Raw genomic sequence first — 25,916 nt, 5'->3', positions numbered from 1 at the left:
CTTATGGGGATGTCGTCTGGAGGCGGAGGCGGCTGGCAGTCGCGGCGTTCGCGTCGTCGCGGCGGCGGTGCCGTCATGGCCGAGATCAACGTCACGCCGATGGTCGACGTGATGCTCGTGCTGCTCATCATCTTCATGGTGGCCGCGCCGATGCTCACCGTCGGCGTGCCGCTCGACCTGCCGCAGACGCAGGCGCAGGCGGTGTCGCAGGATCACCAGCCGCTGGTCATCTCCATCAACAATCAGGGCCAGGTCTTCATCCAGGACACCGAAATCCCGATCGCGGAAATCGTGCCGAAGCTGCAGGCCATCGCGAAGGCGGGCTATGAGGAGCGGATCTTCGTGCGCGGCGACAAGTCGGTCGACTACGGCACCGTCATGCAGGTGATGGGCCGCCTGTCGGGCGCTGGCTTCAAGCGTGTCGCCCTGGTCTCCGAAGTCGAGCAGGGGAACTGAGCGGTCATGCGCGCGGGTCTCGTCTCCTCAGCCGTCCTTCACGCCGGAATCCTCGGATTCATGGTGGTGTCCTTCTCGTCGGCCGCGCCTTTCGAGCCGATGCAGGAGTCGATGCCGATCGACATCGTCTCCGACGCCGAATTGTCGAAGATGATGGCGGGCAAGAAGGATGCGCCGAAGGTCGAGGCGCCCAAGCCTATCGTCGAGAAGGTCGATGCCGCCAAGCCCGCCGAGAATCTCGAGGCCAAGGTCGACGACAAGAAGCCCGAGGTGAAGGCCGCCAACGAGCCGGCGCCGCCGCCTCCGCCGCCGCCCGCCGAGGCGAAGCCCGCGCCGAAGCCCCCGGCCGCGCAGGCCGAGGCCAAGCCGCAGCCGACGCCGCCGCCCCCGGACGCGGAATCGCTCGCGGCCAAGCCGCCCGAGCCCAAGAAGGACGAGCCCAAGCCCGAGCAGCAGCAGGCGCAGGCGACCCCGGCTCCCGCGCCGCCGAAAAAGCCGAAGGACATTCCCCCGAAGGTGGTGCAACAGCCGCCGAAGGACCAGCGCGAGTTCAAGCCGAACGACATCGCCGCGCTGCTCGACAAGCGTACCCCCTCGCGGCAGGCGGCGCTCGGTGACACGATCAACTCCACCGCCGCGCTGGGTGCGCGGGTCGGCACGGCGGCGACGCTGTCGCAGACCGAGATCGACGCGCTGCGCGCCCGGCTGATGTCGTTGTGGAATCCGCCGGCCGGCGCGGCCAATCCGGAAGAGCTGGTCGTCACCGTGCGCATCCGGCTGAATCAGGACGGCACGCTTTCCGGCCCGCCCATGGTGATCACCTCGGGCTCCAGCCAGTTCTTCATGGCCGCGCGGGAAAGCGCCATGCGCGCCATCTTCCGCGGCCAGCCCTTCAACATGCTCTCACCCGAAAAATACGAATCGTGGAAGGACATCGAAGTCACCTTCGATCCCCGCGAAATGGTACGGGGTTGAGGGTTCAGCCATTGCTCTTGAGACATTGATCATGACGAAGCTCATTCGCCCCGGTTTCGCGGGCCCGTATATCGGCCGTCGCGGCCTTCTCACCGGTGCCGGCGCGCTGGCCGGCCTCGGCCTGCTGAACCGGCCGGCGGAAGCCGTGCTCAAGCTCGATGTCACGCAGGGCACGGTGCAGCCGCTGCCCATCGCCATCACCGATTTCGTCGGCGGCAGCGCGCAGGACATCGAGGCGGGCAAGGGCGTCAGCCAGATCATCTCGGCGGACCTGCGCCGCTCCGGCCTGTTCGCGCCGATCGATCCGGCGGCCTTCGTCGAGAAGATCACCAATCCGGACGCTTCGCCGCGCTTCCAGGACTGGCGCGTGATCAACGCGCAGGCGCTGGTGACCGGCCGCATGACGCGCCAGCCGGACGGGCGGGTGAAGGCGGAGTTCCGCCTGTGGGACGTGTTCGCCGGCCAGCAGCTGATCGGCCAGCAATATTTCACCCAGCCGGAGAACTGGCGCCGCGTCGCCCACATCATCGCCGACGCGATCTATGAGCGGCTGACCGGCGAGAAGGGCTATTTCGACACCCGCATCGTCTTCGTCGACGAGAGCGGCTCGAAGGAGAAGCGCATCAAGCGCCTCGCCATCATGGACCAGGACGGCGCGAACGTGACCTATCTCACGCGCGGCGACGACCTCGTGCTGACGCCGCGCTTCTCGCCGACCAGCCAGGAAATCACCTATATGAGCTACGGCGCCGGTGAGCCGCGCGTCTATCTGCTCAACATCGAGAACGGCCAGCGCGAGGTGGTCGGCAACTTCCCCAATATGAGCTTCTCGCCGCGCTTCGCGCCGGATGGTCAGCGGGTCATCCTCAGCCTGCAGCAGGGCGCGGATTCCAACATCTTCGTCATGGACCTGCGTTCCAAGGCGACGACGCGGCTGACCAACACGCCGGCCATCGACACGGCGCCGTGCTATTCGCCGGACGGCACCCAGATCACCTTCGAGAGCGACCGCGGCGGCACCTCGCAGATCTATGTGATGAACCCCGACGGGTCGAACCAGCACCGCATCTCCTTCGGCGACGGGCGCTATTCGACGCCGGTCTGGTCGCCGCGCGGCGATGTCATCGCCTTCACCAAGCAGGCGGGCGGGCGCTTCGCCATCGGCGTGATGCGGCCGGACGGCTCGAACGAGCGCATCCTTACCGAGGGCTATCACAATGAGGGGCCGACCTTCGCGCCGAACGGCCGCGTCATCATGTTCTTCCGCGAGCCGGGCGGCGCGGCCGGTCCGCAGCTCTACACGGTCGATCTGACGGGCTATAACGAACAGCGCGTGCCCACTCCGAGCTATGCGTCCGACCCCGCCTGGTCGCCGCTGCGCTCGTAAGACGCTAGGGAACGATTAACCATAAAGAACAGTTGATGCGTCGGCCGCGAAATCGACGCATTCGGTCAAGGTTCCGTAAAGCACGACGGAACATTCATTAACGCCAAGAACGCTAGATCGGGGGCGCCTCGATCGGGGAATTTTAGGAGTCAGCGGTTATGATCCGTATGTTGCGCCAGTTGGGCGGAGCGCGCGTCGCCTTCATCGTCGGTCTTGCCATGCTTGCGGCCGCCTGCGCCAAGAATCCGATGGACGGCGCCGGTCAGGCGCTCGGCTCGGCGCCTCCCGGCAGCCCGCAGGAATTCATCGTCTCGGTGGGCGACCGCGTGTTCTTCGAGAGCGACCAGAGCGATCTCACGCCGCAGGCGCAGGCCACGCTCGACAAGCAGGCGCAGTGGCTGCAGCACTATGCCAAGTACACCTTCACCATCGAAGGTCACGCCGACGAGCGCGGCACCCGCGAATACAACATCGCGCTCGGCGCCCGCCGCGCCCAGAGCGTGCGCGACTATCTCGTCGCCCGCGGCATTCCCGCCAGCCGCATGCGCACCATTTCCTACGGCAAGGAGCGCCCGGTGGCGGTCTGCAACGACATCTCCTGCTGGTCGCAGAATCGCCGCGCGGTCACGGTGCTGAACGCCACCGGCTCCTGACGCCAGGCCAAACTCCGCGGCTCCGGCCCGGTCCGCTCGCGCGGGCCGGGCCTTGCCGTTTGTGAACGTGCGGCGTCCGCCGGGTCACACTTTGGACGCGATCCGCTTCGTATGCTCAGATGATCCGCGCCGCGTCGCCGCGCGCGGCGCGCCTCCCCATCCGCAACGCCCTGCAAGGCCGTCGTTTCCGTCATGACCGTTCGCCGTTCGCGCCTTTCCGCCCTTCTCCTGCTTGCCGGCAGCCTCGCCTTCGCGCAATTGCCGGCGGGAAGCGCTTTCGCCCAGGCCAATAACGACTTCTTCGGCAACCTCTTCAAACCGCCAGGTTCGGTGCGCTCCGGCACCACGCCGCCGCCGGAGGCGGCTGCCGAGGAGGATGGCGGCACGGTCAGCATGCGGCTCGACCGGCTGGAGAACCAGCTCCGGCAGATGACCGGGCAGTTCGAGCAGCTGCAATACCGCAACCAGCAGCTCGAGCAGCAGGTGAAGGCGCTGCAGGGCGAGATCGACTTCCGCCTCGGCGGCGCCGGTGGTGGCGCAGCGCCGGCGGCAGGGGCCGCCCCGCGCGCGCCCGCTGCCGTGCCGGGCGGGGTTGCCCCCATCATGGAGCCGGCGCCGACGCGGCGCTCTGACGCTTTCGATCCGTCCGCGCAGGGCACCGCGCCCGGCGCGCCGCGTCCGCTCGGCGCGACGCCGGCAGCGGGCGGCACTGGTACGCCGATGGACCTCGGTGCGCTTTCCGGCCAGGTGGCGGCGGGCGGGCCGGCGACGGCACCGCCGACCAACAGCCCGAAGGACCTGTTCGACCTCGCCTATGGCTACATGCTGCGGCAGGACTACGCGCAGTCCGGCCAGAGCTTCGAGCAGTTCCTCAAGCTCTACCCGACCGACCGCGCCACGCCCGACGCCTATTACTGGCTCGGCGAGACGCAGTTCCAGCGCAAGACCTACAAGGAAGCGGCGCAGAACTTCCTCAAGGTCTCGACCGACTATCCCAACGCGGTGAAGGCGCCGGACGCGCTGCTGCGGCTCGGCCAGTCGCTCGCCGCCATCGGCGAGAAGGATGCCGCCTGCGCGACGCTGAACGCCGTCGGCAACAAATATCCGCGCGCTTCTGCCACCATCAAGCAGGGTGTGGAGCGGGAGCAGAAGCGTGTCGGCTGCTGAGGCCGCACCCGAAAACCCCACTCCCGGCGAGCCGCTGAACGCCGCCGAGCTCGACGCCCTGTTCCCAGCCTTCGCCGCGCATGACCGGGTCCTGCTCGCCGTCTCCGGCGGGCCGGATTCGACCGCGCTCATGCTGCTGGCGGCCCGCTGGCGCGGCCTCCGGCCGGCGCGGCCCGACCTTCTTGTCGCCACCGTCGATCACGGACTGCGCGCGGAATCGCGTCGTGAGGCGGAGGGCGTCGGCCGGCTTGCGAGCCGGCTCGGCCTGTCGCACACGGTGCTCGCACTCTCCGCGCAGCTTCCCCGCACCGGGCTTCAGGAAGCCGCGCGCGACGCCCGCTATGAGCGTCTCGCCGCGCATGCGCGCACGGTCGGGGCGGGGGCCATTGCCACCGGGCATACCGCTGACGACCAGGCGGAGACGGTGCTGTTCCGGTTGATGCGCGGCTCTGGCCTCTCCGGTCTTGCCGGCATTCCGGCCGTGCGGGCGCTGGACGGGCTTTGCCTGATTCGTCCGCTGCTGGGGCTGCGCAAGGGCCGGCTGATCGAGTTCTGCCGGCAGGCGGGTGTGGAATTTGCCCGCGATCCCTCCAATCACGATCCGCGCTTTGCCCGCGCCCGGCTGCGCCAATTGCTGCCGCTGCTGGCGGCGGAGGGGCTCGACGCGCCGCGCCTTGCCCGCCTCGCCGAACGGCTGGCGCGGGCGGACGCGGCGCTGGAGGTGGCGACCGATGAGGCTGCCCGCCGGCTTCTCGACGGCACCGGGCCACTGCGGATCGAGCGGCGCGGGCTGCTCGCGCTTCCTGCCGAGGTCGGTCTGCGCGTGCTCGGCCGCGCGGTGGAGATGCAGGCCACGGGGCTCGTGGAGCTTGCCAAGCTGGAGGCTCTCCACAGCTGGATCACCGCTCTGGCGCCGGAAGCGAGCGGCGCGCGCACCCTTGCCGGCGCGCTGGTGCGGGTCGATACGCGCTGGGTCAAGATCGGCCGGGCGCCGGCGCGACGAGCAAAATAAACACCATTCTGACGCGGAATTGCACGTTAAGGCCATGCGCCTTTCGCTCGCCATCTTGGCAAGCATCAATGGCGAACCTAAATTACTCTGCGATAAGGGAGGTCCGCCAGCGCCGGCGGAACCCGCGCGTCGGTCGCTTCCGACGCCGAAAGGAACGAGATGAACGCCAATATACGGAATTTCGCCCTCTGGGTGATCATCGTTCTTCTGCTTCTGGCGCTTTTCTCGCTGTTCCAGAATCCGGCGCAGCGCCAGGCCGCGAACGACATCAGCTTCTCGCAGCTTCTCACCGAGGTCGATCAGGGCCGCGTGCGTGACGTGGTGATCCAGGGTCCGGAGATCACCGGCTCGTTCACCGATGGCCGCTCGTTCCAGACCTATTCGCCCAACGACCCGTCGCTGGTGCAGCGCCTCTATGGCAAGGGTGTCACGATCACCGCCAAGCCGCTGACCGACAATGTGCCGTGGTTCGTGAGCCTGCTCATCTCCTGGCTGCCCTTCATCGCGCTGATCGGCGTGTGGATTTTCCTGTCGCGCCAGATGCAGGGCGGCGCGGGAAAGGCCATGGGCTTCGGCAAGAGCCGCGCCAAGCTGCTGACCGAGGCGCATGGGCGCGTGACCTTCGAGGACGTGGCCGGCATCGACGAGGCGAAGAGCGACCTCACCGAGATCGTGGACTTCCTGCGCGACCCGCAGAAGTTCCAGCGCCTCGGCGGCCGTATCCCGCGCGGCGTGCTGCTGGTCGGCCCTCCCGGCACCGGCAAGACGCTGCTGGCCCGCGCCATTGCGGGTGAAGCCAACGTGCCGTTCTTCACCATTTCCGGCTCCGACTTCGTCGAAATGTTCGTCGGCGTCGGCGCCAGCCGCGTGCGCGACATGTTCGAGCAGGCGAAGAAGAACGCGCCATGCATCATCTTCATCGACGAAATCGACGCGGTCGGCCGTCACCGCGGCGCCGGCCTCGGCGGCGGCAATGACGAGCGCGAGCAGACGCTGAACCAGCTCCTCGTCGAGATGGACGGCTTCGAGGCCAATGAGGGCATCATCCTCATCGCCGCGACCAACCGCCCCGACGTGCTCGACCCCGCGCTGCTGCGTCCCGGCCGCTTCGACCGCCAGGTCGTGGTGCCGAACCCGGACGTGGTCGGCCGCGAGCAGATCCTCAAGGTGCACGCCCGCAAGATCCCGATCGCGCCGGACGTCAACCTCAAGGTCATCGCCCGCGGCACGCCCGGCTTTTCCGGCGCCGACCTCGCGAACCTGTGCAACGAAGCCGCCCTCATGGCCGCCCGACGCAACAAGCGCATGGTGACGATGAGCGACTTCGAGGACGCCAAGGACAAGGTGATGATGGGCGCGGAACGCCGCTCGCTCGTCATGACCGAGGACGAGAAGATGCTGACCGCCTATCACGAAGGCGGCCATGCCATCGTCGCACTCAAGGTTCCGGCGACCGACCCGGTGCACAAGGCGACCATCATCCCGCGCGGCCGTGCGCTTGGCATGGTCATGCAGCTGCCGGAACGCGACAAGCTCTCCATGAGCTACGAGCAGATGACCTCGCGCCTCGCCATCATGATGGGCGGACGCGTGGCGGAAGAGCTGATCTTCGGTCATGACAAGGTCACCTCCGGCGCCGCTTCCGACATCGAGCAGGCCACCCGCCTTGCCCGCATGATGGTGACGCGCTGGGGCTTCTCGGAAAAGCTCGGCCAGGTGGCCTATGGCGAGAACAATGACGAGGTGTTCCTCGGCATGTCGATGCAGCGCCAGCAGAACGTCTCTGAGGCGACGGCGCAGACCATCGACAGCGAAGTGCGCCGCCTTGTCGACGAGGGCTATGCCGAGGCGACCCGCATCCTGACCGAGAACAAGGACCAGCTGGAAATGCTGGCCCGCGGCCTGCTGGAATACGAGACGCTGTCCGGCGACGAGATCATCGGCCTGCTCGACGGCAACGCCCCGGTGCGCGACACCACGATCGAGCCCGCCCATACGCGCGGTTCGGTGGTGCCGAGCGCCGGCAAGAACCGTCCGCCGCGCCCCGATGCCGGCATGGAGCCGCAGCCGCAGGCCTGAGGCTGGCTGGTATTGCAGACGTTGAAAGCCCCGGCCTTTGTGCCGGGGCTTTTATTTTGGGGTTTATATACTTCACGCACCACGCCTGAATCAGGTAGCATCGCACCCGCCTTACAACCAAGGAGGGGGCGATGGCTTGGTACGTGGTCAGTTATGATTTGCGGCGCGAGGTCACCAGCGCAGATTATGAGCGGATGTTTTCAGCGCTCAAGGGCGCGACAGATTGGTGCCGCGCTCTCTTTTCGTTCTGGATCATTGAAACACCACGGACCCCGACCGAGGTCATTCACATTCTCCGCACAGTCGGCGCGCTCGACGAAAACGACGGGGTGGTCGTTCTGGAGATTACAGGTAAAGGCGATTTTCGACGCGTTCTCGACCAAGATGTCGCCAATTGGTTGACGCAACGTATCACTCGTGCCTGACGCCATGGGCGTTTCCTCCATGAAAAAGCCCGCTATTCAGCGGGCTTCTTTTTCGGCTTTGGTTTGACCGCGTCCTTGGGAGGCGGCGCCGATGCGACTTTTTTCAAGGCCGCGTCGAAGCGCTCCTCGTCCTCGTCGGTGCCGAGTTCGCGTGCGGCTTCGATAAACGCGCGGCCCTGGTCAGTAAGGGCAGTTTTCTTCCCATCGCTCATAGGCGGAGTCCCAGCGCGGCGACAGACGGCTTGCAAATGGTCATATGATATTGATCCGCAATAGTCCCACTAAGCGGGATCATGCCTCGCTTCGGCCTCCCACCGTTGGGGCGGTCAACTTCGTCAAAAGTGTATAGTGCGTCACACCTGAAATATATCGCGGTTGCGATATGTATTGCATCTGCCGTCTCGACAGTAGGAAGATTCGTCTCGCCGCTTGCTCGCAACTCCTGGTAAAACTCTCTGATATTTTTGGCTATATCAAGAATGGGAGTTATGACATCCTTGATCTGAACTTTTGGAGGGCGCAGAAGTCGACTTAATACTTCTTGTTGCTGCTTCGTTAAGTTGCATTCAAGCACCTCAACGCGAGTGATGCCCGAGGTAACCGGTATCAACTCTTTTCGCTCAATCTCTACAGCAAGGCCAGCGACGATTTCCGAATCGCTTCCTCCTCGCTGCTCTCCAGTTAGCATCGATATAAAAATGCAAGAATCTAAATATATGACCGGCTTAGTGCCACTCATCTCGTATTTTCTTTACAAAATCCTCAGATTTAACGCCATCCGTTGCAGTGGGCGCAATAGATAAAATATCTGTAAATTTTGGCTGATCTTCCCAATCAGGCAAAATCTCAATATCCCTAATGCTCACCTCGTACGGATACATTTCTTTCCATCGATATTTCATTTCACCGTATACGACAACATAACGTCCAAGAGCCGGCTTGACTTCGCTCAGTAATTTATCGTCGAAACGACAAGTTATTCTGCTTGGTCCTACCACAGGATAGAGAGCCAAGGTATTGACGGTGCTATGAATATTCACAGCCTCAAGCATGCCGTCTATGGAGCCATCGGCTATAGTGTCGTCGCCAAATACATCGTCGAGGCGCCGGCGCGCTTCAATATCGAAGAATATCTCTTTACCGCAAAACTCAAGCTTCGCAAAAGCGATGCCTTTCCCGATGGCGCTGGAGAATTCTTTCAATATATCAAGCGCTTGACGGCTTACCCGATGGGGGACCTGCCCGAGATCGACCACAGATTTGATATCGGTAAATAGCCGCTCAATTCCCACACTCACTTGCGTTCGTGCCGCAAACGCCTCTAGCTCCACAACAGCCGGGCTGTTTTTAGACATAGAGATGATCCGCGCATCGATCTCCTCATTCAGACGAGAGAGCGCCACCAATTGCTTTAGTGCACCGACCTGCTTGAGAAAATCCGCCACAGCTATAGCAGCGTCATCCCCGCCGGATGGGTGTATGATGAGGCGAACGTGGGAATCGTCCACTTGCTACCTACTACGCGTTAGCTGACCGGTAGGTCAGGCGTTTGCCAGAGATGCCAGAGAGGGCGCGGCTCGCCCTCTGCTGATCCTCGACGCCAAGCGCAGAGCGATTGTTGTACCGAAAATCGAACTCGGCAAGGTAGCGGTGCAGGTGCTGCTTGCCGCAGTGCTGGTATACGCCCTTCATGCCGCGCTTGAAGATGCTGAAATAGCCCTCAATCGTGTTCGTATGAACCTCGCCGACGACGTATTCCTCCTTGCCATGGCGGACGACGCCATGGTCGGCAAACTCGCGGCCGATGTGCAGGTAGTGGCCTGCCTCATCCGTAGCTAGGCGGGCTTCCTTGCTCATGTTCTCGCGCAGGATCGGCGCAATAGTCGCAGGCTTGAGATCGTCCACGACCATGCTGCGGGCCTGCTTGGTCTCGCGGTCAACGAGGGTGAGCACCTTCATCTTGTGGTGATAGGCGCGGCGAACCGGCTTGCCGGGCTCGCGGCCAATAAAGGTCTCGTCCACCTCCACGATGCCGCCTTCGCCACCCATGGGGGCAAGTTCGCCAGAGCGCATAGCCTCGCGAATGCGGTGCATCATGAACCACGCCGTCTTGTACGTGACCTCAAGGATGCGATGCATCTGGTGCGCGCTCACGCCCTTCTTGGACGCGCAGATCAGATAGACCGCCTGGAGCCACTTATGCAGTTCGACATGAGAGGACTCAAAGACCGTGCCGACGCGAACCGTGAACTGCTTCCGGCACTCAGCGCACTTACGAAGGCCGATGCGGGTCTTCGCAAGGTCATAATGCTTGCCCATGTTGCCGCAGTGGGGGCAGACGGGACCCTTCGGCCACAAGATCGCTTCCACATGAGCGAACGCAGCGGCTTCGTCGTGAAAGAAGGGCTTGGAAAGCACGGACATGACCTATCTCCTTGAGATTCAAGGTACTAAATCATCCGTGGTTTGTCAAGTATATAATCGCCTTTATTTTGGGGCAGGCCGCCGACGGCGGTGAAACACGGCTGAGTTGCATCGCAAGGAACGCTTACACTTTGTGAAGCGTGCCGCGTTATGCTTGATGCTAGACAGACGATGACAGAGAGGTCGTGGACACGGCCTCTTTCGTGCTTTTCGACCGGTGGCGCCAATGCCCGCCGGCACTACGAGGCGGATCATGGCGCGTAAATTCTTCGGCACGGACGGCATTCGCGGCCGGGCCAACCGGACGATCACCCCTGAGCTGGCACTGCGCGTCGGCATGGCAGCTGGCCTCGTCTTCCATCGCGGCGAGCATCGTCACCGCGTGGTGATCGGCAAGGACACGCGGCTTTCCGGCTACATGATCGAGAACGCGCTGGTGGCGGGCTTCACTTCGGTCGGTATGGACGTGCTGCTGCTCGGCCCGATGCCGACGCCGGCGGTGGCGATGCTGACCCACTCCATGCGCGCCGATCTCGGCGTGATGATCTCGGCCTCGCACAACCCCTTCGATGACAACGGCATCAAGCTGTTCGGCCCGGACGGCTATAAGCTCTCCGACGCCATCGAGGGCCAGATCGAGGAACTGTTGTCCGGCGACATGTCGGCCAAGCTCGCCGAGCCCTCGGCGATGGGCCGCGCCAAGCGGCTGGAGAGCGTGCATGCGCGCTATATCGAGTTCGCCAAGCGCACGCTGCCGCGTACGCAGTCCTTCGAGGGGCTGAGGGTGGTGGTCGACAGCGCCAACGGTGCCGGCTACCGCGTCGCGCCGGAAGCCTTGTGGGAACTTGGCTGCGAGGTGATCTCCATCGGCGACAAGCCGGACGGCTTCAACATCAACCGCGAGGTCGGCTCCACGGCGCCGGAAGCGCTGGCGGCGAAGGTGCGCGAAGTGCGCGCCGATATCGGCATCGCCCTCGACGGCGACGCCGACCGCGTGCTGATCGTCGACGAGAAGGGCCATCTGGTCGACGGCGACCAGCTCATGGCGGTGGTCGCCGAGAGTTTCCAGGAGGATGGGCGGCTTACGCGTCCGGGCATCGTCGCCACCGTGATGTCCAATCTCGGGCTGGAGCGCTATCTCAGCGAACTCGGCCTGTCGCTGGAGCGCACCGCCGTCGGCGACCGCTATGTGCTGGAGCACATGCGCACCAACGGCTTCAATGTCGGCGGCGAGCAGTCCGGTCACATCATCCTGTCGGACTATTCGACCACCGGCGACGGCCTCGTCGCCGCGCTGCAGGTGCTGGCCATGGTGCAGCGCCGCCAGCGTCCGGTGTCCGAGGTCTGCCACCGCTTCGATCCGCTGCCGCAGATTCTTAGGAATGTGCGCTACAAGAACGGGCGGCCGCTGGAGAATGACGGGGTGATCAAGGCGATCGCCGCCGCCGAGCTGAAGCTCAACAGCCATGGCCGGCTGCTGATCCGCCCCTCCGGCACCGAGCCGGTGATCCGGGTGATGGGCGAGGGCGACGACCGCGATCTGGTCGAGGCCGTGGTGAACGACGTCGTCGAGGCGGTCGGCTCCGCCGCAGCATAGCGCTCGCGCCCCGACATGTCATCCCGGCCGCAGCGAAGCGCAGGGCCGGGATCGCAGAATCAGCCTCATTCCTCAAACGATCCCGGATACGGCCGTTGGCCGTTCCGGGATGACGACTGCTGGCGGTGCTAGCCGTCCAACCGGCGCAACAGGCCCCGATAGATCTCGTCGTCGTCGCACAGGCCGGCGAGGCGGCCGAGGCTGTCGACCAGCAGGATCGGCAGGTCGGTGTGGCGCTTCAGTTCGATCGCCGCCTTCAGCTTGAGGTCGACCGGGGCGACGATGCAGTCGGCGTCATGTGCCAGCTTGTCGTCGATCAGTCCGGCCTCGCCATCTGCGGTGGCCAGCAGTCCGGCGCGCCCGTCGAGATCGAGCGAGATCGGCCGCCCCTCGGCGTCAATCTTCACCTTCACCCGGCCGCTCTTGTCGAGCATCACACTGTCGCCCTCGCGCGGCAGGCTGGCGGCGGGACGCATGACCGCCGTTCCGCGCAGCACGTTGAGCGGGTTCATGTGCTTGACGAATTCGGCGACATAGGCGGTGGCCGGGCGCAGCAGGATGTCCTCCGCCGTGCCGGCCTGCACGATGCGCCCGCCTTCCATGATGGCGATCTTGTTGCCGAGCTTGAGCGCCTCGTCGAGATCGTGGCTGACGAAGACGATGGTCTTGTGGATGCGCCGCTGCAGATCGAGCAGCTCGTCCTGCAGCTTGTCGCGGATCAGCGGGTCGAGCGCGGAGAACGGCTCGTCCATCAGCAATATGTCGGCATCGGTGGCGAAGGCGCGGGCAAGGCCGACGCGCTGCTGCATGCCGCCGGAGAGCTCGTTGGTGTATTTCTCCGCCCAGTTGGTGAGGCCGACCATGGCGAGCTTCTCGTCGACGATGCGGCGGCGCTCGGCCGAGGAGGTGCCGCGCAGTTCCAGCCCGAAGCCGACATTGTCGCGCACCGTGCGCCAGGGCAGCAGGCCGAACTGCTGGAACACCATGGAGACGGTGTTCATGCGGATATCGCGCAGGGTGCCCTCGTCGCAGCGGGCGACGTCCACGGCGCGGCCCTTGTGCTCGACCAGCACCTCGCCGCGCGCCACCTCGTTCAGCCGGTTGATGGCGCGCAGTATGGTGGACTTGCCCGATCCCGACAGGCCCATGAGCACGCAGATCTCGCCGCGCTCGATGGACAGGCTCACCCCGGCGGCGCCGAGCACGGCGCCGGTGGCGGCAAGGATCTCGTCACGCGAGCGGCCTTCGTCGATCAGCCTCAAAGCGTTCTTCTGGTCAGCGCCGAAGACGATGTCGATGTTGCGGAACTCGACGGCGGACATGGATCACCCCTTCCGTGAGCGGCGCTCGGGCCGCTTGCAGACGCGGTCGAGCACGATGGCGAGCACGACGATGGCGAGGCCCGCCTCGAAGCCCATGGCGATGTTGACGGAGTTGAGCGCGCGCACCACCGGCTTGCCGAGGCCGTCGGCGCCGACCAGCGCCGCGATGACCACCATGGACAGGCTGAGCATGATGCACTGGGTGATGCCGGCCATGATGGTCGGCAGCGCATAGGGCAGCTCCACTTTGAACAGAAGCTGCGTCTTGGTGGCGCCGAAGGCCTTGCCGGCCTCGTACAGCGCCGGCGGCACCGAGGAGATGCCGAGATGGGTGAGGCGGATGGGAGCGGGAAGCGCGAAGATCACGGTGGAGATCAGCCCCGGCACCGCGCCGAGCCCGAACAGCACCAGCGTCGGGATCAGATAGACGAAGGTGGGAATGGTCTGCATCAGGTCGAGGATCGGCCGGATGGCGGTGTAGAGCCACGGCCGGTGCGCGGCGGCGATGCCGACCGGCACGCCGATGATCACGCAGACCAGCGTGGCGCAGAGGACGAGGGAGAGGGTCTCCATGGTCGCCGTCCAGTAGCCGAGATTGGTCACCAGCAGCAGCGCGCCGACGATGAACACCACGAGGCCGACCGAGCGGTGCATCAGCCACGCGCCGAGGCCGAACAGCGCGATCAGCAGCAGCGGCGGCACCCAGAGCAGGCCGGCGGTGAAGCCGCCGATGAGCGCGCCAAGGACCAGTGAGATGAAATCGAAGAAGCCCTGGCCATGGGTGGTCAGGAGATCGACGAAATCGCGCAGCCAGAGGCCGAGCGGGATCTTGTGCTCGGTCAGCCAGTCATACATGGGACGCTCCCGGCGGGCGGACGTGGATGATGGGACGCACGGCGCTTCTATTCAGGCGGGCAGGCGGCCGGATGGCTTGAACGTTTCCGTCATCCCGGTCCGCGCAAAGATCGATCCGGCATTGTTCGGAACGCTGCGCAGAATCACATCATGCCGGGGCTGGACCTGCCATTCGCGCCTCCGGCGCTCCCCGCGATTCCTGCATGAAGCATGGCTCCCCGGGACGCGCCCGGGGAGGGAGGTGGGCTGCGGCGCGAGCTGCGCGCCGTAGCGGCTCAGAGCTTGAGCGCGGCCTTGACGGCGGGCAGGCCCGGCTTGCCATCGATGGTGGTCACGCCCTTGAGCCAGGGCTCCCACACGGCCGGGTTGGCCTTGAGCCACTTCTCCGCCGCCTTGGCGGGCTCCATGCCGTCGAGCAGGATGTAGCCCATCACCACGTTCTCGGTTTCGAGCGAGAACTTCAGGTTCTTGATGAGGGTGCCGACATTCGGGCAGTCGGCGACATAGCCGGCGCGGGTGTTGGTGTAGATGGTGGCGCCGCCATAGTTCGGGCCGAACACGTCGTCGCCGCCCGAGAGGTAGCTCATCTTGTACTTGGAGTTCATCGGGTGCGGCTCCCAGCCAAGGAAGACGATGGCTTCCTTGCGCTTGGAGGCGCGCTCGACCTGGGCGAGCATGCCCTGCTCGGAGGATTCGACGACATCGAAGCCCTTCAGGCCGAACTTGTCGTCCTTGATCATATCGAGGATCAGCCGGTTGCCGTCATTGCCCGGCTCGATGCCGTAAATCTTGCCGCCGAGCTTGTCCTTGAATTTGGCGATGTCGGCGAAGGACTTCAGGCCCTCGTCATAGAGATAGGTCGGCACGGCGAGCGTGTATTTCGCGCCTTCGAGGTTCACCCCGATGACTTCCACGGTCTTGTCGTCGCGATAGGGCTTCAGGTCGGCTTCCATGGTCGGCATCCAGTTGCCGAGGAAGACGTCGATGTCCTTGGTCTGCATCGACTTGTAGGTGACGGGCACCGACAGGACCTGGGTCTTCGGGGTGTAGCCGAGCGCTTCCAGCAGCGAGGAGGCGATGGCGGTGGTGGCGGTGATATCGGTCCAGCCGACATCGGCGAACCGCACCGTCTTGCAGGCGGCGGGTTCGGCGGCTTCAGCCGCGTCGCGAAGGGCGGGGGCGAAGCCGAGCGTCAGCCCGAGGGCGGCCGCGGCCAGAAGAGAGAAGGTGCGCATAGATGGCTGTTCCCGTTTGCATCCTGCCTGGATCATGGAACCGGGCCGGCGGTACGCCAAGCCCCGTTACGACCGGAATAGACAAGTCGGGGTCGTTTCACCGCGTGCGGCGCTTGCCTCACGCGATCCGTGCCGGACGTGCCCGGCGCCGGGAGGGCGCAAGCGGCGGTCCGAACGCGACGACCCTGGCGGCATGAGCGGCGCCGAGACGCAACCTCATGCCGGGATGCGGCCTCTGGAGGCTTCTTTTGAATGACTATTCAATATGTGATCGGGCGTTTTGTCACGCGCAATTTTTGCCCAGGAGTGGCGATTTTTCATACGGTTTCTGGGTGTTTTGGCGAATCGCGCCAATACGGCAGAACAGTTGCGACGCCGATAGATTGTGCAATGCGAGGACTTCCCGCTCTGCTTCCGAATATGTATTGTATGGTCGTTCAATAACTAGTGTGATGATGAAGGGGAGGTGTCGGTGGGTCGTGCCAACGCGCAGGCGCAAGCGTTTCCCGCCATCGACGCCGCCGCGCCGGACCGCCGCCGCGCGCCGGAGGATGTCCGCCGCCGGCAACTGATCGACGCCACTATCGACTCGCTGGCGGAGATCGGCTTCAACGCCTCGACCCTCGCCCAGATCGCCCGCCGCGCCGGGGTTTCGCCGGGCCTGGTCGCGCATTATTTCGGCGACAAGGATGGGCTGCTGGAGGCGACGCTGCGCTTCCTCTCGCTCCGGCTTTACCGCGCCACGGCCGCGCGGCTGCGCGAGGCGCGCGGGCCGCGTGCCCGCGTGCAGGCGCTGATCGACGCCAACCTCGCGCCCGAGGAATTCGACCAGCGCACCTCCAGCGTCTGGCTCGCCTTCTGGGGGCAGGTGCTGCATTCCGAGCGCCTGCGCCGGGTGCAGCGGGTCTATCAGGCACGCATGCTGGCCAATCTGCGGCACGATCTGCGCGGCCTCGTCGCCAGGGGCGAGGTCGGCCGCATCGCCATCACCATCGCCGCCGTCATCGACGGCCTGTGGCTGCGCTCCAGCCTTTCCGCCGCCGGCGAGACCGATTCGGTGAGCGCCCGGCAGGTTGCCGCCCTCTTCGTCGATGCCCAGATCGCTGCCGCCACGCCGGCAGTCTCTCTCAACGGACCTGACGTCATGAACGCAAGCCCACCGCGCCACGCCAATCACATCGGCGGCCAGTACCGTCCGACCGGCGGCGTCTCCTTCGAGACCCGCAACCCCGCCACCGGCGAGGTGCTGGCCGAGATCGAGATCGCCGGCGAGGCGGAAGTCGACGCCGCCGTCGCCATCGCCCGCAAGGGCCAGAAGCTCTGGGCCGCGAAGACCGGCGCGGAGCGCGGGCGTATTCTCAAGCGCGCGGCCGAGCTGCTGCGCGCGCGCAATGACGAGCTGGCGCGGCTGGAGACGCTCGACACCGGCAAGCCGATCCAGGAGACGCTGGTGGTCGATGTCGCCTCGGGCGCGGACTGCATCGAGTACTATGCCGGCCTCGCTGCCGGGCTGTCCGGCGAGCATGTCGATCTTGGGCCGACCGCGTTCGGCTATACCCGCCGCGAGCCGCTCGGCATCGTCGCCGGCATCGGCGCCTGGAACTATCCCTTGCAGATCGCCTGCTGGAAGTCGGCGCCGGCGCTCGCCTGCGGCAATGCCATGCTGTTCAAGCCGGCCGAGCTGACCCCTCTGACCGCGCTGAAGCTGGCGGAAATCTATGCGGAAGCCGGCGTGCCCGAGGGTGTGTTCAACGTGGTGCAGGGCTTTGCCGAGACCGGGCGGCTGCTCACCCGCCATCCCGGCATCGCCAAGGTCTCGCTCACCGGCGAGGTCGGCACCGGCAAGAAGGTGATGGTGGATGCCGCCGGTACGCTGAAATACGTCACGCTGGAACTCGGCGGGAAATCGCCGCTGATCGTGTTCGACGATGCCGATCTCGACGATGCGGTGTCGGGCGCGCTGCTGGCGAATTTCTATTCCGCCGGCGAGGTCTGCTCCAATGGCACCCGCGTCTTCGTGCACGAAAAGGTGCGCCCGGCTTTCCTTGAGAAGCTGGTGGCGCGTGTCGAGAGGATGGTGGTCGGCGATCCGCTGGACCCGGCGACGCAGGTCGGCGCGCTGATCTCGCCCGACCATATGGAGAAGGTTCTCTCCTACATCGCCAAGGGCAAGGCCGAGGGCGCGAAGCTGCTGGTCGGCGGTGCGCGCGTCACTGCCAACGGGCTGGACAAGGGCGCCTTCGTCGCGCCGACCGTGTTCGACGGTTGCACTGAGGCCATGAGCATCGTGCGCGAGGAGATTTTCGGGCCGGTGATGGCGGTGCTGTCCTTCACCGACGAGGACGAGGTGATCGCGCGGGCCAACGACACCGATTTCGGCCTCGCCGCCGGCGTGTTCACCCGCGATCTCGCGCGCGGCCACCGGGTGATCGCCCGGCTAGAAGCGGGCACCTGCTGGATCAACCACTACAACATCACGCCGATCGAATTGCCCTTCGGCGGCGCCAAGCAGTCCGGCCTTGGCCGCGAGAACGGCAAGGCGGCGATTGAGCACTACACCCAGCTGAAAAGCGTCTACGTCAATCTCGGCCGCGTCGAGGCGCCCTACTGATGCTGAACGGAACGGTGGAAACCTTCGATTTTGTCATCATCGGCGCCGGCTCGGCCGGCTGCGTGCTGGCCGACCGGCTGAGCGCGGACGGCCGGAACCGCGTCCTCGTGCTGGAATATGGCGGGTCGGACCGCTCCATCTTCATCCAGATGCCGAGCGCGCTCTCCATCCCGATGAACATGAAGAAGTACAACTGGATGTACGAGACCGAGCCGGAGCCCGGGCTCGGCGGCCGGCGGATGCATTGCCCGCGCGGCAAGGTGCTGGGCGGCTCCTCCTCGATCAACGGCATGGTCTATATGCGCGGGGCACCGGCGGATTTCGACCGCTGGCAGGAGGAGGGTGCGCAGGGCTGGTCCTATGCCGACGTGCTGCCCTATTTCCAGCGGGCGGAGAGCCGGCAGGAAAGCGGCGACTCGGGCGGAGATGAATATCGCGGCGACAAGGGCCCGCTCGCCAATCGCTACGGCCCGATGAAGAACCCGCTTTACGGTGCCTTCCTCGAAGCGGCGAGCCAAGCCGGCTATCCCGCCAGCGAGGATGTGAACGGCTACCAGCAGGAAGGCTTCGGCCGCATGGACATGACCGTCAAGGACGGCGTGCGCTGGTCGGCGGCCAATGCCTATCTGAAGCCGGCGATGAGGCGGCCGAACCTGAAGGTCGAGACCCATGCTCGCGTCGAGCGCATCCTGTTCGAGGGGCGCCGTGCGGTGGGTGTCGCCTGGTCGCGCGCGGGCGAGACGCACCAGGTGCGGGCTGCCCGCGAGGTGATCCTGTCCGGCGGCTCGATCGCCTCGCCGCAGATGCTGAAGCTGTCGGGCATCGGCAATGCGGATGAGCTGGCCTCGCACGGCATCGCGACCATCGCGCATCGTCCCGGCGTCGGCGAGAATCTACAGGACCATCTGGAGATCTATTTCCAGCAAGCCTGCACGCAGCCGATCACGCTCTATTCGCAGATGGGCCTGTTCGCCCGCGGCATGATCGGTGCGCGCTGGCTGCTGATGAAGGACGGGCTTGGGGCGACCAACCATTTCGAGGCGTGCGGCTTCATCCGCTCGCGGGCGGGCGTGGCCTCACCCGACATCCAGTATCATTTCCTGCCGCTGGCGGTGACCTATGACGGGCAGGGCATGGCGAGCGAGCACGGCTTCCAGGCGCATGTCGGGCCGATGCGGTCAAAAAGCCGGGGTTGGGTCCGGCTGAATTCCGCCGATCCCGCCGACAAGCCGCGCATCCAGTTCAACTACCTCACCCATCCCGACGATCTCGTGGAGTTCCGCGCCAGCGTGCGCCTCACCCGCGAGATTTTCGCGCAGCCGGCCTTCGCGCCCTATCGCGGGCGGGAGATCCAGCCCGGCGCGGATGTGACCAGCGACGAGGCGATCGACGAATTCGTGCGGGCGCATGTCGAGAGCGCCTACCACCCCTCCTGCACCTGCAAGATCGGCGCGGCGAGCGACCCGCTGGCGGTAGTCGACCCGCAGATGCGGGTGATCGGCGTCGAGGGGCTGCGGGTGGTGGATTCCTCCACCATGCCCTCCATCACCAACGCCAATCTCAACGCGCCGACCATCATGATCGCGGAGAAGGCGGCGGACCATATTCTCGGCAAGCCGCTGCTGGCGCCCTCCAACGCGCCCTATTACGTCGCGCCGAACTGGCAGAGCGCGCAGCGCTGAGCCGGCGTTAGCGCCGGAGCACGCCGATTTCGCGCAAGTGCGCGAGGATTTCCCGCGCCGCGTCCTGCGGCGCGGGATCGACCAGCAGGCGCCCGCCGCCGCTCGCTGACTGCGTTGCCGCCTTCAGCCGCTCGGCAGCGGTGGCGCCGGCGGCGGCCTTGGCGATCATCTTCGGACGAGGGCGATAGGCACGCTCCTCCAGCGCGCTTTCCCCGCGCGGGGAGGGGATGCCCGGCCTCGTCTCGACACTGCCGCGCCGGGCGGCGGCATAGGCGAAGGGCACCGGGGCGGGGGCGGCCGGATGCACCGTGACCAGCGCCGGCAGGTGGACGACCAGCCGGCGGCGCGCGCCGCGCGGCAGCGCCTGTTCGAGCGACAGCGTGCCGGGTTGCGAACCCTCGCCAAGCGCTGTCGCATCGGCGACGATCGGCAGCCCGAGGGCGCTGGCCAGCGCGTAGGGCAGCAGGCCGCTGTCCTCGCCGCCCTGTCCCGCGCGCCCGGCAAGGATGAGATCATAGGCCCCCTCGCGCAAAGCGGCGGCGAGGCTCGCCATCGGATCATCCCCGGCATCGAGCCGGTAGTGGACGAGGCGTGGCAGGCCATAGCCGAGCGTATCGGTGAGCGGGGCGGCGTCCGGCCCGGCATGCAGGCCCGTCACCTCGGCGCCGAGGGAGGCCGCGAGGCGGATGGCCTGCAACTCCACCGGCACCGGCGCGGGCTTGCCGGAGACGGGGTGGCGGCCGGCGGAAAGCAGCACCGCGATCTTCATGGCGCGCTCTCCTCGGCGAGCAGCTTCAGGAGCGCCGGCATCACCTGCTGGGCGTCGGCGACGATGGCAAGGCCCGCGCGCTCGATCATGGCGGCGTGCAGGTCGGTGTTCACCGCCACCACATGCTCGCAGCGGGCGACGCCTTGCAGATGCTGCGGGGCGCCGGCGATGCCGAGCGCGAAATAGCATTTCGCGTCCAGAACCGTGCCGGACGCGCCGACCTGCGCGGCGCGCGGCATCAGCCCGGCATCGCACACCATGCGGCTGGCGCCCGGCGTGGCGTGAAGCGCGGCGACCAGGGCGCGGAAGGCCTCGAAGTCGCTGATGCCATTGCCGGCGGAGGTGACGAAGTCCGCCTCGGCGAGCGAGACGCTCGACGGATCGGCGGGTACGAACTCAGCCGAGAGGATGGCGCCTTGAACTTGTGCCGGCACGGCGAACGCGACCGGCAGGGCCTCGTGCAGCGTGCCGGCATGTGGCGCCACGGCATCTGCCGCGAGGCTGATGAGGCGGGGCGGGGCGCGGCGCTGCTCGACGCGCCTTCCCTGCGCGGCGCGGGTCACGGCTTTGGGGCTGAGGGTTTCCGCCCCGGCGAACAGCGTCTCGCCAGTGAGCGCCGCGACACGGCGGGCGAGATCGCCGCCATCCGCGCTCTCGGGGAACAACGCATGGCGGATGTCGAGCTCTTCCAGAACGGCCCCGACGGCGGCGGTTTTCGCTTCCGGATCATAGCCGGTGATGGGCAAGGAGAGCACGCGATCGGCGCCGGCCATCGCAAGATCGTCGGGAGGCGTCTCGACCAGCGCCAGCACCGCCCCGCCGCCGGCATCGGCCAGCAGCCGCGCCGCGCCGAAGAGCTGGCGGTCATGCGGGGTCAGCCGTCCGCCGGGCGCGTCGGGCACCACGGCGACGAGAAAGGCGGGCTCGGCGATGATCTTCAGCCGTGGGCCCGCTTCCACCACGGGCTCGGCCGGGCGGGGTGTGGCGAGAGCGGCGGCGACGCGCTGGGTGCGGTCGAGCCGACGGCGTTGTGTGCCGGAAACCAGCGCGAGCCGCTCCTTCGCGCGTGGATCGCGGCGCAGGCGGGTGGAGGTGACGGGAGTGCTGGCGAGATCGAAGCGCGGGCGGGTCGCGCCTTCGACGCGATGGGCGGCGCGCTCGGTGCGGGGATCGCGGCGGGTGCGGCTCATGCCGGCACCTGCGGCCGCGGCGCGGGGGCCGTGCCGGCCGCCTCGACCGCCATCAGCACCAGCTCGGCGATGTCGGCGACCTGCGGCCGCTCGCCGGTGACGCCTTCCAGCATGGCGGAGCATTGCGGGCAGGCCACCGCGACGATGCTGGCGCCGGTGGCTGCGGCCTGGCCCATGCGCAGATCGGGGACGCGGCGCTCGCCCTCGATGTCGCTGACCGGGGCGCCGCCGCCACCGCCGCAGCACATGGAGCGCTTGCCGGAGCGCTCCATCTCGAGGCGTTGCAGGCCGAGCCGGTCGAGCAGGCGGCGCGGGGCGTCGATCTCGCCATTGTAGCGGCCGAGATAGCAGGGGTCGTGATAGGTCACGCGCGCCGCGTCGAGCGCGCCGACCGGCAGGCGCCCGGCGGCCACCAATTCGTCGAGGAAGGCGGTGTGGTGCACCACCTCGAACGCGCCGCCGAACGGCACGTATTCGTTGCGCAGCGCGTGCAGCGCGTGCGGGTCCGCCGTGAGGATGCGGCCAAAAGAGTAGCGCGACAGCGTCTCGATGTTCTCAGCTGCGAGGCGCTGGAAGGTCGCTTCGTCCCCCAGACGGCGAGCGAGGTCGCCGCAGTCGCGTTCCTCCGGGCCGAGCACGGCGAAGTCGACACCGGCCTTTTGCAGCAGGGCTATGAGCGCGCGCAGCGTGCGGCCGTAGCGCAGCTCATAGGCGCCCTCGCCGAGCCAGAGCAACACCTCGGCGTGGCCCTTCGCGGAGATGAGCGGCAAAGTGAGGCCGGCGGCGAAATCGGTGCGGGCGGCGAGCGGGCGTCCGCCCGGCTCGTCGGCATAGCGCAGCTCGGCGAGCGGCGGCGCGGCCTTTACCGGGAGGGCCCCGAGCTCCAGCGTCTGGAAGCGGCGCAGCTCCACGATGGCATCGACATGCTCGATCATCATCGGGCATTCCTCGACGCAGGCGCGGCAGGTGGTGCAGGACCACAGCGTGTCCGGATGGATCATCGCCCCCGCGCCGATGAGCGGCAGGTCGGGTCCGCCGACGCCGGCCACCTCGCGGGCCTGCGGGTAGGGGCTGCCGGCGTAACCCGCGTTGGTGGCGTTGGGCTGGATCGCGGCGGCAAGATCCTGGATCAGCCGCTTGGGGTTCAGCGGCTGGCCGGCGGCGAAGGCCGGGCAGGCGGTTTCGCAGCGCCCGCACTGGATGCAGGCATCGAAGCCGATCAGCCGGTTGAAGGCGAAATCGGACGGCGTGGCGCTGCCGAGGCGCGGGGCGTCGAGATCGAGCGGCATCAGCGCGGTCGCCCGCTCGCCGTCGAAGCGGCCGGGGCGCGGATGGGCGACGAGATGGGCGGCGCCGGCGAAAGCGTGGCGCATCGGCCCCTTGTCGATCTGCATCACCAGCAGCAGCCCGCCCGCCGCCGCCAGTCCCAGGCCGAGCCCGCCGAGCGGCCAGAGCGTTCCGCCCAGCGCGGCATCGAGGGCGACGAGAAAGGCGCCGCCGGAATAGGCCGCGAGGAAGAACGGCAGGCGCTGGAAGCGCCCGCCCGAGAGCCGCGCCGGCTTTGAAGGAAGGCGTCGGCGACCGACCATGTAGCCGCCGGCAAAGGCGATGCCGAAGGCGAGCGCGATGAGCGCCCAGAACAGGCGCGAGGCACCGAGCGGCGGGACGAGCCCGAGCAGTGCCAGCGCCGAGCCCCCCAGCAGTCCGCCGGCGGCGAGCGCATGCATGCACGCCGCATAGGGGTCGCGCCCCACGACGTGATGCACGTCGACGAGGTAGCGCTTGGGCAAGGCCAGCAGGCCGCGTGCCCAATCGACCTTCGCCGCACGCCCGACGCGCCACAGCCGCGCGCGGCGATACGCCAGCGCCGCCGCGACAAGGGCGAGCGCGAGGACGACGAGGGAGAGGCAGAGCGCGGCGGGGGTCATGGCTTTCGCTTGCCCACCCTCACAGATCCTTGCACAGGCGCAGCGCGTCATAGATCGCCGCGTGGATGTTGCGCCCGGTCCAGGCGTCGCCGACACGGTAGAGCGCGAAGCCCGGCTGGCCGCTCCAGCGCTGCGGGCGGCCTTCCACCAGTGCATCGAGGTCGGTCTCGCCGTCATTGACCGATTTGCCGCGCAACTCGTTGAACAGCGCCTCGACCGGCAGCGTGCCGTAATCGACCACGACGCGGTCGACGACGCGCTCCTCCTCCGCGTCCGTCATGGTGTTGCGCAGGGCGGCGACGAGGCGGTTGCCCTCGGGATAGATCTCGATCAGCTCCATGTTGGGCGAGAGCACGACGCCGAGCTTGTAGAGCTCGCGCAGATGGATCGGCTTGTTGGTGGTGCCGACCTCCTGGGCGATCTGCAGATCATGCGTCGCCATCTCGACGAGGCAGCCCTTTTTCGCCAGCACCTCAGCGGTGGAGGCGGCGTTGTGGCCGCCGATCTCGTCGAACAGTAGCACCGAGCCGGTGGGCTCGACCTTGCCGGTCAGCACGTCCCAGGTCGTCGCGGCGTGCTCGTGGCCCTTGACGTGGCCGGCATTGGGCAGGCCGCCAGTCGCCATGATGACGACGTCCGGTGCCTCGGCGAGGATGGCGGCCTCCGTTGCTTCGGTGCCGAGGCGGATATCGACGCCCTTCTTCTGCACCTGGCCATGAAGCCAGCGCGGAATGCCGGACAGCGCCTCGCGCCACGTCGCCTTGGCGGCGATGTTGATCTGGCCGCCGACCACCGGCTGCTTCTCGAACAGCACCACGGAATGCCCGCGCTCGGCGCAGACACGGGCGGCTTCCAGCCCGCCGGGGCCGGCGCCGACCACCACCACCTTGCGCGGAGTGTCCGCCTTGGCGATGACGTGCGGCATGGTGGCTTCGCGGCCCGTCGCCGCGTTCTGGATGCACAGCGCATCGCCACCGACATAGATGCGGTCGATGCAGTAGCCGGCGCCGACGCATTGGCGGATGTCGTCGTCGCGGCCTTCCATCAGCTTCTTCACGAGATGCGGATCGGCGATGTGGGCGCGGGTCATGGCGATCATGTCGACATGGCCCTCCGCGACCGCGCGGGCGCCGGTGGCGAGGTCGGTCACGCGCTGGGCGTGGAAGATCGGCACATCCACCTCGCGCTTGATTGCGCTCGGCAGGAATAGGAAGGGCGCGACGGGGAAGGACATGTTGGGCAGCGAGACGGCATGGGACATCTCGTCCCGCGCCTGCCCGCCCAAGATATTGAGGAAGTCGACGAGGCCGCGCCGGGCATATTCGGTGGCGATGGCGACGCAGTCCTCGTGGGAGAGGCCGTCGGCGATCATCTCGTCGCCGGACATGCGCATGCCGATGACGTAATCGTCCCCGACCGCCTCGCGCATCGCCTCCAGCACCTCGATGCCGAAGCGCATGCGATTCTCGAGGCTGCCGCCATATTCGTCGTCGCGCTGGTTCACGGATGGCGACCAGAACTGGTCGACGAGATGGCCATGGGCGGCGGAAATCTCGCAGCCGTCGAGCCCACCCTCCTTGCAGCGGCGCACCGCCTCGGCGAAGGCCCGCACCACGCGGCGAATGTCGTTCTTGTCCATCGCGCGGGGAATGGTGCGCGAGGCAGGCTCCCGGCGGGCCGAGGAGGAGATCGTCGGAAACCAGTTCTCGGTGTCCCATTTGGTGCGCCGGCCCATATGGGTGAGCTGGATCATCAGCTTGGCGCCGTGGGCGTGCACGCGCTCCGAGAACTGCTGGAAATAGGGAACGACACTGTCGTCGGCGACCGAAATCTGCGCCCAGGGCGCGGCCGGGCTGTCGATGGCGACCGAGGAGGAGCCGCCGAACATGGTCAGGCCGATGCCGCCCCTGGCCTTTTCCATGTGGTAGAGCTGGTAGCGCTCCTGCGGCTTGCCGTCCTTGCCGTAGCCGGGGGCGTGCGAGGTCGACATCACGCGGTTGCGGATGGTGAGGCCCTTGATGGTCAAGGGTTTCAGCAATGCCTCGGCATTGGCGATCATGATGGCCGCGCGCTCCTTCGACCACGGACCGGGCCACGCTGCGGGACCGGCTCCGACGGTCACACGATAGGTCGCAAACGCCTATGGCGA

General features: G+C 66.7%; 22 protein-coding genes. 11 read left to right on the top strand and 11 right to left on the bottom strand.

The window, feature by feature from the left end; translation table 11 throughout:
* Positions 1–3 precede the first annotated feature (3 nt).
* From tolR to ACO2RV_RS12855, 8 genes are all read left to right on the top strand, one after another.
* Positions 4–456 carry a protein TolR gene (tolR, locus tag ACO2RV_RS12890; protein WP_423293532.1) on the top strand — a complete coding sequence of 151 codons (453 nt, stop codon included), beginning with the start codon at positions 4–6 and terminating at the stop codon, positions 454–456.
* A gap of 6 nt (positions 457–462) precedes the next feature.
* Complete coding sequence (locus ACO2RV_RS12885; RefSeq protein WP_423293530.1) at positions 463–1,431, top strand: cell envelope biogenesis protein TolA; 969 nt, start codon at positions 463–465, stop codon at positions 1,429–1,431.
* 31 nt (positions 1,432–1,462) lie between these two features.
* Positions 1,463–2,818 (top strand): Tol-Pal system beta propeller repeat protein TolB, encoded by a 1,356-nt coding sequence (tolB, locus tag ACO2RV_RS12880; RefSeq protein ID WP_423293528.1) that lies wholly within the window; start codon positions 1,463–1,465, stop codon positions 2,816–2,818.
* Positions 2,819–2,985: 167 nt separating this feature from the next.
* Entirely contained in the window at positions 2,986–3,471 is a 486-nt protein-coding gene (gene pal, locus ACO2RV_RS12875; RefSeq protein WP_423293770.1) for a peptidoglycan-associated lipoprotein Pal, read from the top strand.
* 192 nt (positions 3,472–3,663) lie between these two features.
* The gene (gene ybgF / locus ACO2RV_RS12870) at positions 3,664–4,638 is read left to right on the top strand and encodes a tol-pal system protein YbgF (RefSeq protein ID WP_423293526.1); all 975 of its coding nucleotides are present in this window, start codon (positions 3,664–3,666) and stop codon (positions 4,636–4,638) included.
* Complete coding sequence (gene tilS / locus ACO2RV_RS12865) at positions 4,625–5,650, top strand: tRNA lysidine(34) synthetase TilS (RefSeq protein WP_423293524.1); 1,026 nt, start codon at positions 4,625–4,627, stop codon at positions 5,648–5,650. Before ybgF ends, tilS begins: the two co-directional genes overlap by 14 nt.
* 159 nt (positions 5,651–5,809) lie before the next feature.
* The gene (gene ftsH, locus ACO2RV_RS12860; protein WP_423293522.1) at positions 5,810–7,729 is read left to right on the top strand and encodes an ATP-dependent zinc metalloprotease FtsH; all 1,920 of its coding nucleotides are present in this window, start codon (positions 5,810–5,812) and stop codon (positions 7,727–7,729) included.
* A gap of 131 nt (positions 7,730–7,860) precedes the next feature.
* Entirely contained in the window at positions 7,861–8,154 is a 294-nt protein-coding gene (locus tag ACO2RV_RS12855; protein WP_423293520.1) for a hypothetical protein, read from the top strand.
* Between the two features lie 32 nt (positions 8,155–8,186).
* Here ACO2RV_RS12855 and ACO2RV_RS12850 read toward each other — a convergent pair whose 3' ends face one another.
* Genes ACO2RV_RS12850 through ACO2RV_RS12835 form a run of 4 tightly spaced genes read right to left on the bottom strand, consistent with a single transcriptional unit; the run spans position 8,187 to position 10,578 of the window.
* Entirely contained in the window at positions 8,187–8,366 is a 180-nt protein-coding gene (locus tag ACO2RV_RS12850; protein ID WP_423293518.1) for a hypothetical protein, read from the bottom strand.
* Positions 8,363–8,893: a type II toxin-antitoxin system VapC family toxin gene (locus ACO2RV_RS12845; protein WP_423293516.1), complete on the bottom strand. Its 531-nt coding sequence runs from the start codon at positions 8,891–8,893 to the stop codon at positions 8,363–8,365. Before ACO2RV_RS12845 ends, ACO2RV_RS12850 begins: the two co-directional genes overlap by 4 nt.
* The gene (locus ACO2RV_RS12840) at positions 8,880–9,662 is read right to left on the bottom strand and encodes a hypothetical protein (protein ID WP_423293514.1); all 783 of its coding nucleotides are present in this window, start codon (positions 9,660–9,662) and stop codon (positions 8,880–8,882) included. Before ACO2RV_RS12840 ends, ACO2RV_RS12845 begins: the two co-directional genes overlap by 14 nt.
* 10 nt (positions 9,663–9,672) lie before the next feature.
* Positions 9,673–10,578: an IS1595 family transposase gene (locus ACO2RV_RS12835; RefSeq protein ID WP_423293512.1), complete on the bottom strand. Its 906-nt coding sequence runs from the start codon at positions 10,576–10,578 to the stop codon at positions 9,673–9,675.
* Between the two features lie 253 nt (positions 10,579–10,831).
* Between ACO2RV_RS12835 and glmM the strand changes: the two genes are divergently transcribed.
* Positions 10,832–12,175 carry a phosphoglucosamine mutase gene (glmM, locus tag ACO2RV_RS12830; protein WP_423293510.1) on the top strand — a complete coding sequence of 448 codons (1,344 nt, stop codon included), beginning with the start codon at positions 10,832–10,834 and terminating at the stop codon, positions 12,173–12,175.
* A gap of 128 nt (positions 12,176–12,303) precedes the next feature.
* Here glmM and choV read toward each other — a convergent pair whose 3' ends face one another.
* The 3 genes from choV to ACO2RV_RS12815 form a co-directional block, all read right to left on the bottom strand.
* Positions 12,304–13,497, bottom strand: coding sequence for a choline ABC transporter ATP-binding protein (gene choV / locus ACO2RV_RS12825; protein ID WP_423293508.1), 1,194 nt, complete (start codon positions 13,495–13,497; stop codon positions 12,304–12,306).
* A gap of 3 nt (positions 13,498–13,500) precedes the next feature.
* Positions 13,501–14,352 (bottom strand): choline ABC transporter permease subunit, encoded by an 852-nt coding sequence (choW, locus tag ACO2RV_RS12820; protein WP_423293506.1) that lies wholly within the window; start codon positions 14,350–14,352, stop codon positions 13,501–13,503.
* Positions 14,353–14,627: 275 nt separating this feature from the next.
* On the bottom strand, positions 14,628–15,587 hold the full coding sequence (locus tag ACO2RV_RS12815; RefSeq protein ID WP_423293504.1) for a choline ABC transporter substrate-binding protein: 960 nt from the start codon (positions 15,585–15,587) through the stop codon (positions 14,628–14,630).
* A 472-nt stretch (positions 15,588–16,059) separates the two neighbouring features.
* Here ACO2RV_RS12815 and betB point away from each other — a divergent pair, with 472 nt between their 5' ends.
* Complete coding sequence (gene betB, locus ACO2RV_RS12810) at positions 16,060–18,198, top strand: betaine-aldehyde dehydrogenase (RefSeq protein WP_423293502.1); 2,139 nt, start codon at positions 16,060–16,062, stop codon at positions 18,196–18,198.
* Complete coding sequence (gene betA, locus ACO2RV_RS12805; RefSeq protein WP_423293500.1) at positions 18,198–19,880, top strand: choline dehydrogenase; 1,683 nt, start codon at positions 18,198–18,200, stop codon at positions 19,878–19,880. The genes betB and betA overlap by 1 nt, the downstream gene beginning before the upstream one ends.
* 7 nt (positions 19,881–19,887) lie before the next feature.
* Here betA and ACO2RV_RS12800 read toward each other — a convergent pair whose 3' ends face one another.
* Genes ACO2RV_RS12800 through ACO2RV_RS12785 form a run of 4 tightly spaced genes read right to left on the bottom strand, consistent with a single transcriptional unit; the run spans position 19,888 to position 25,826 of the window.
* Positions 19,888–20,649 carry an electron transfer flavoprotein subunit beta gene (locus ACO2RV_RS12800; RefSeq protein ID WP_423293498.1) on the bottom strand — a complete coding sequence of 254 codons (762 nt, stop codon included), beginning with the start codon at positions 20,647–20,649 and terminating at the stop codon, positions 19,888–19,890.
* The gene (locus ACO2RV_RS12795) at positions 20,646–21,839 is read right to left on the bottom strand and encodes an electron transfer flavoprotein subunit alpha/FixB family protein (RefSeq protein WP_423293496.1); all 1,194 of its coding nucleotides are present in this window, start codon (positions 21,837–21,839) and stop codon (positions 20,646–20,648) included. Before ACO2RV_RS12795 ends, ACO2RV_RS12800 begins: the two co-directional genes overlap by 4 nt.
* Complete coding sequence (locus ACO2RV_RS12790; protein WP_423293494.1) at positions 21,836–23,767, bottom strand: DUF3483 domain-containing protein; 1,932 nt, start codon at positions 23,765–23,767, stop codon at positions 21,836–21,838. The genes ACO2RV_RS12795 and ACO2RV_RS12790 overlap by 4 nt, the downstream gene beginning before the upstream one ends.
* A gap of 19 nt (positions 23,768–23,786) precedes the next feature.
* The gene (locus ACO2RV_RS12785) at positions 23,787–25,826 is read right to left on the bottom strand and encodes an FAD-dependent oxidoreductase (protein ID WP_423293492.1); all 2,040 of its coding nucleotides are present in this window, start codon (positions 25,824–25,826) and stop codon (positions 23,787–23,789) included.
* Positions 25,827–25,916 lie beyond the last annotated feature (90 nt).

The sequence above is a fragment of the Ancylobacter sp. VNQ12 genome, from assembly GCF_049445835.1.
Lineage (GTDB): Bacteria > Pseudomonadota > Alphaproteobacteria > Rhizobiales > Xanthobacteraceae > Ancylobacter.
This window is presented reverse-complemented; position numbering and strand designations above follow the sequence as displayed.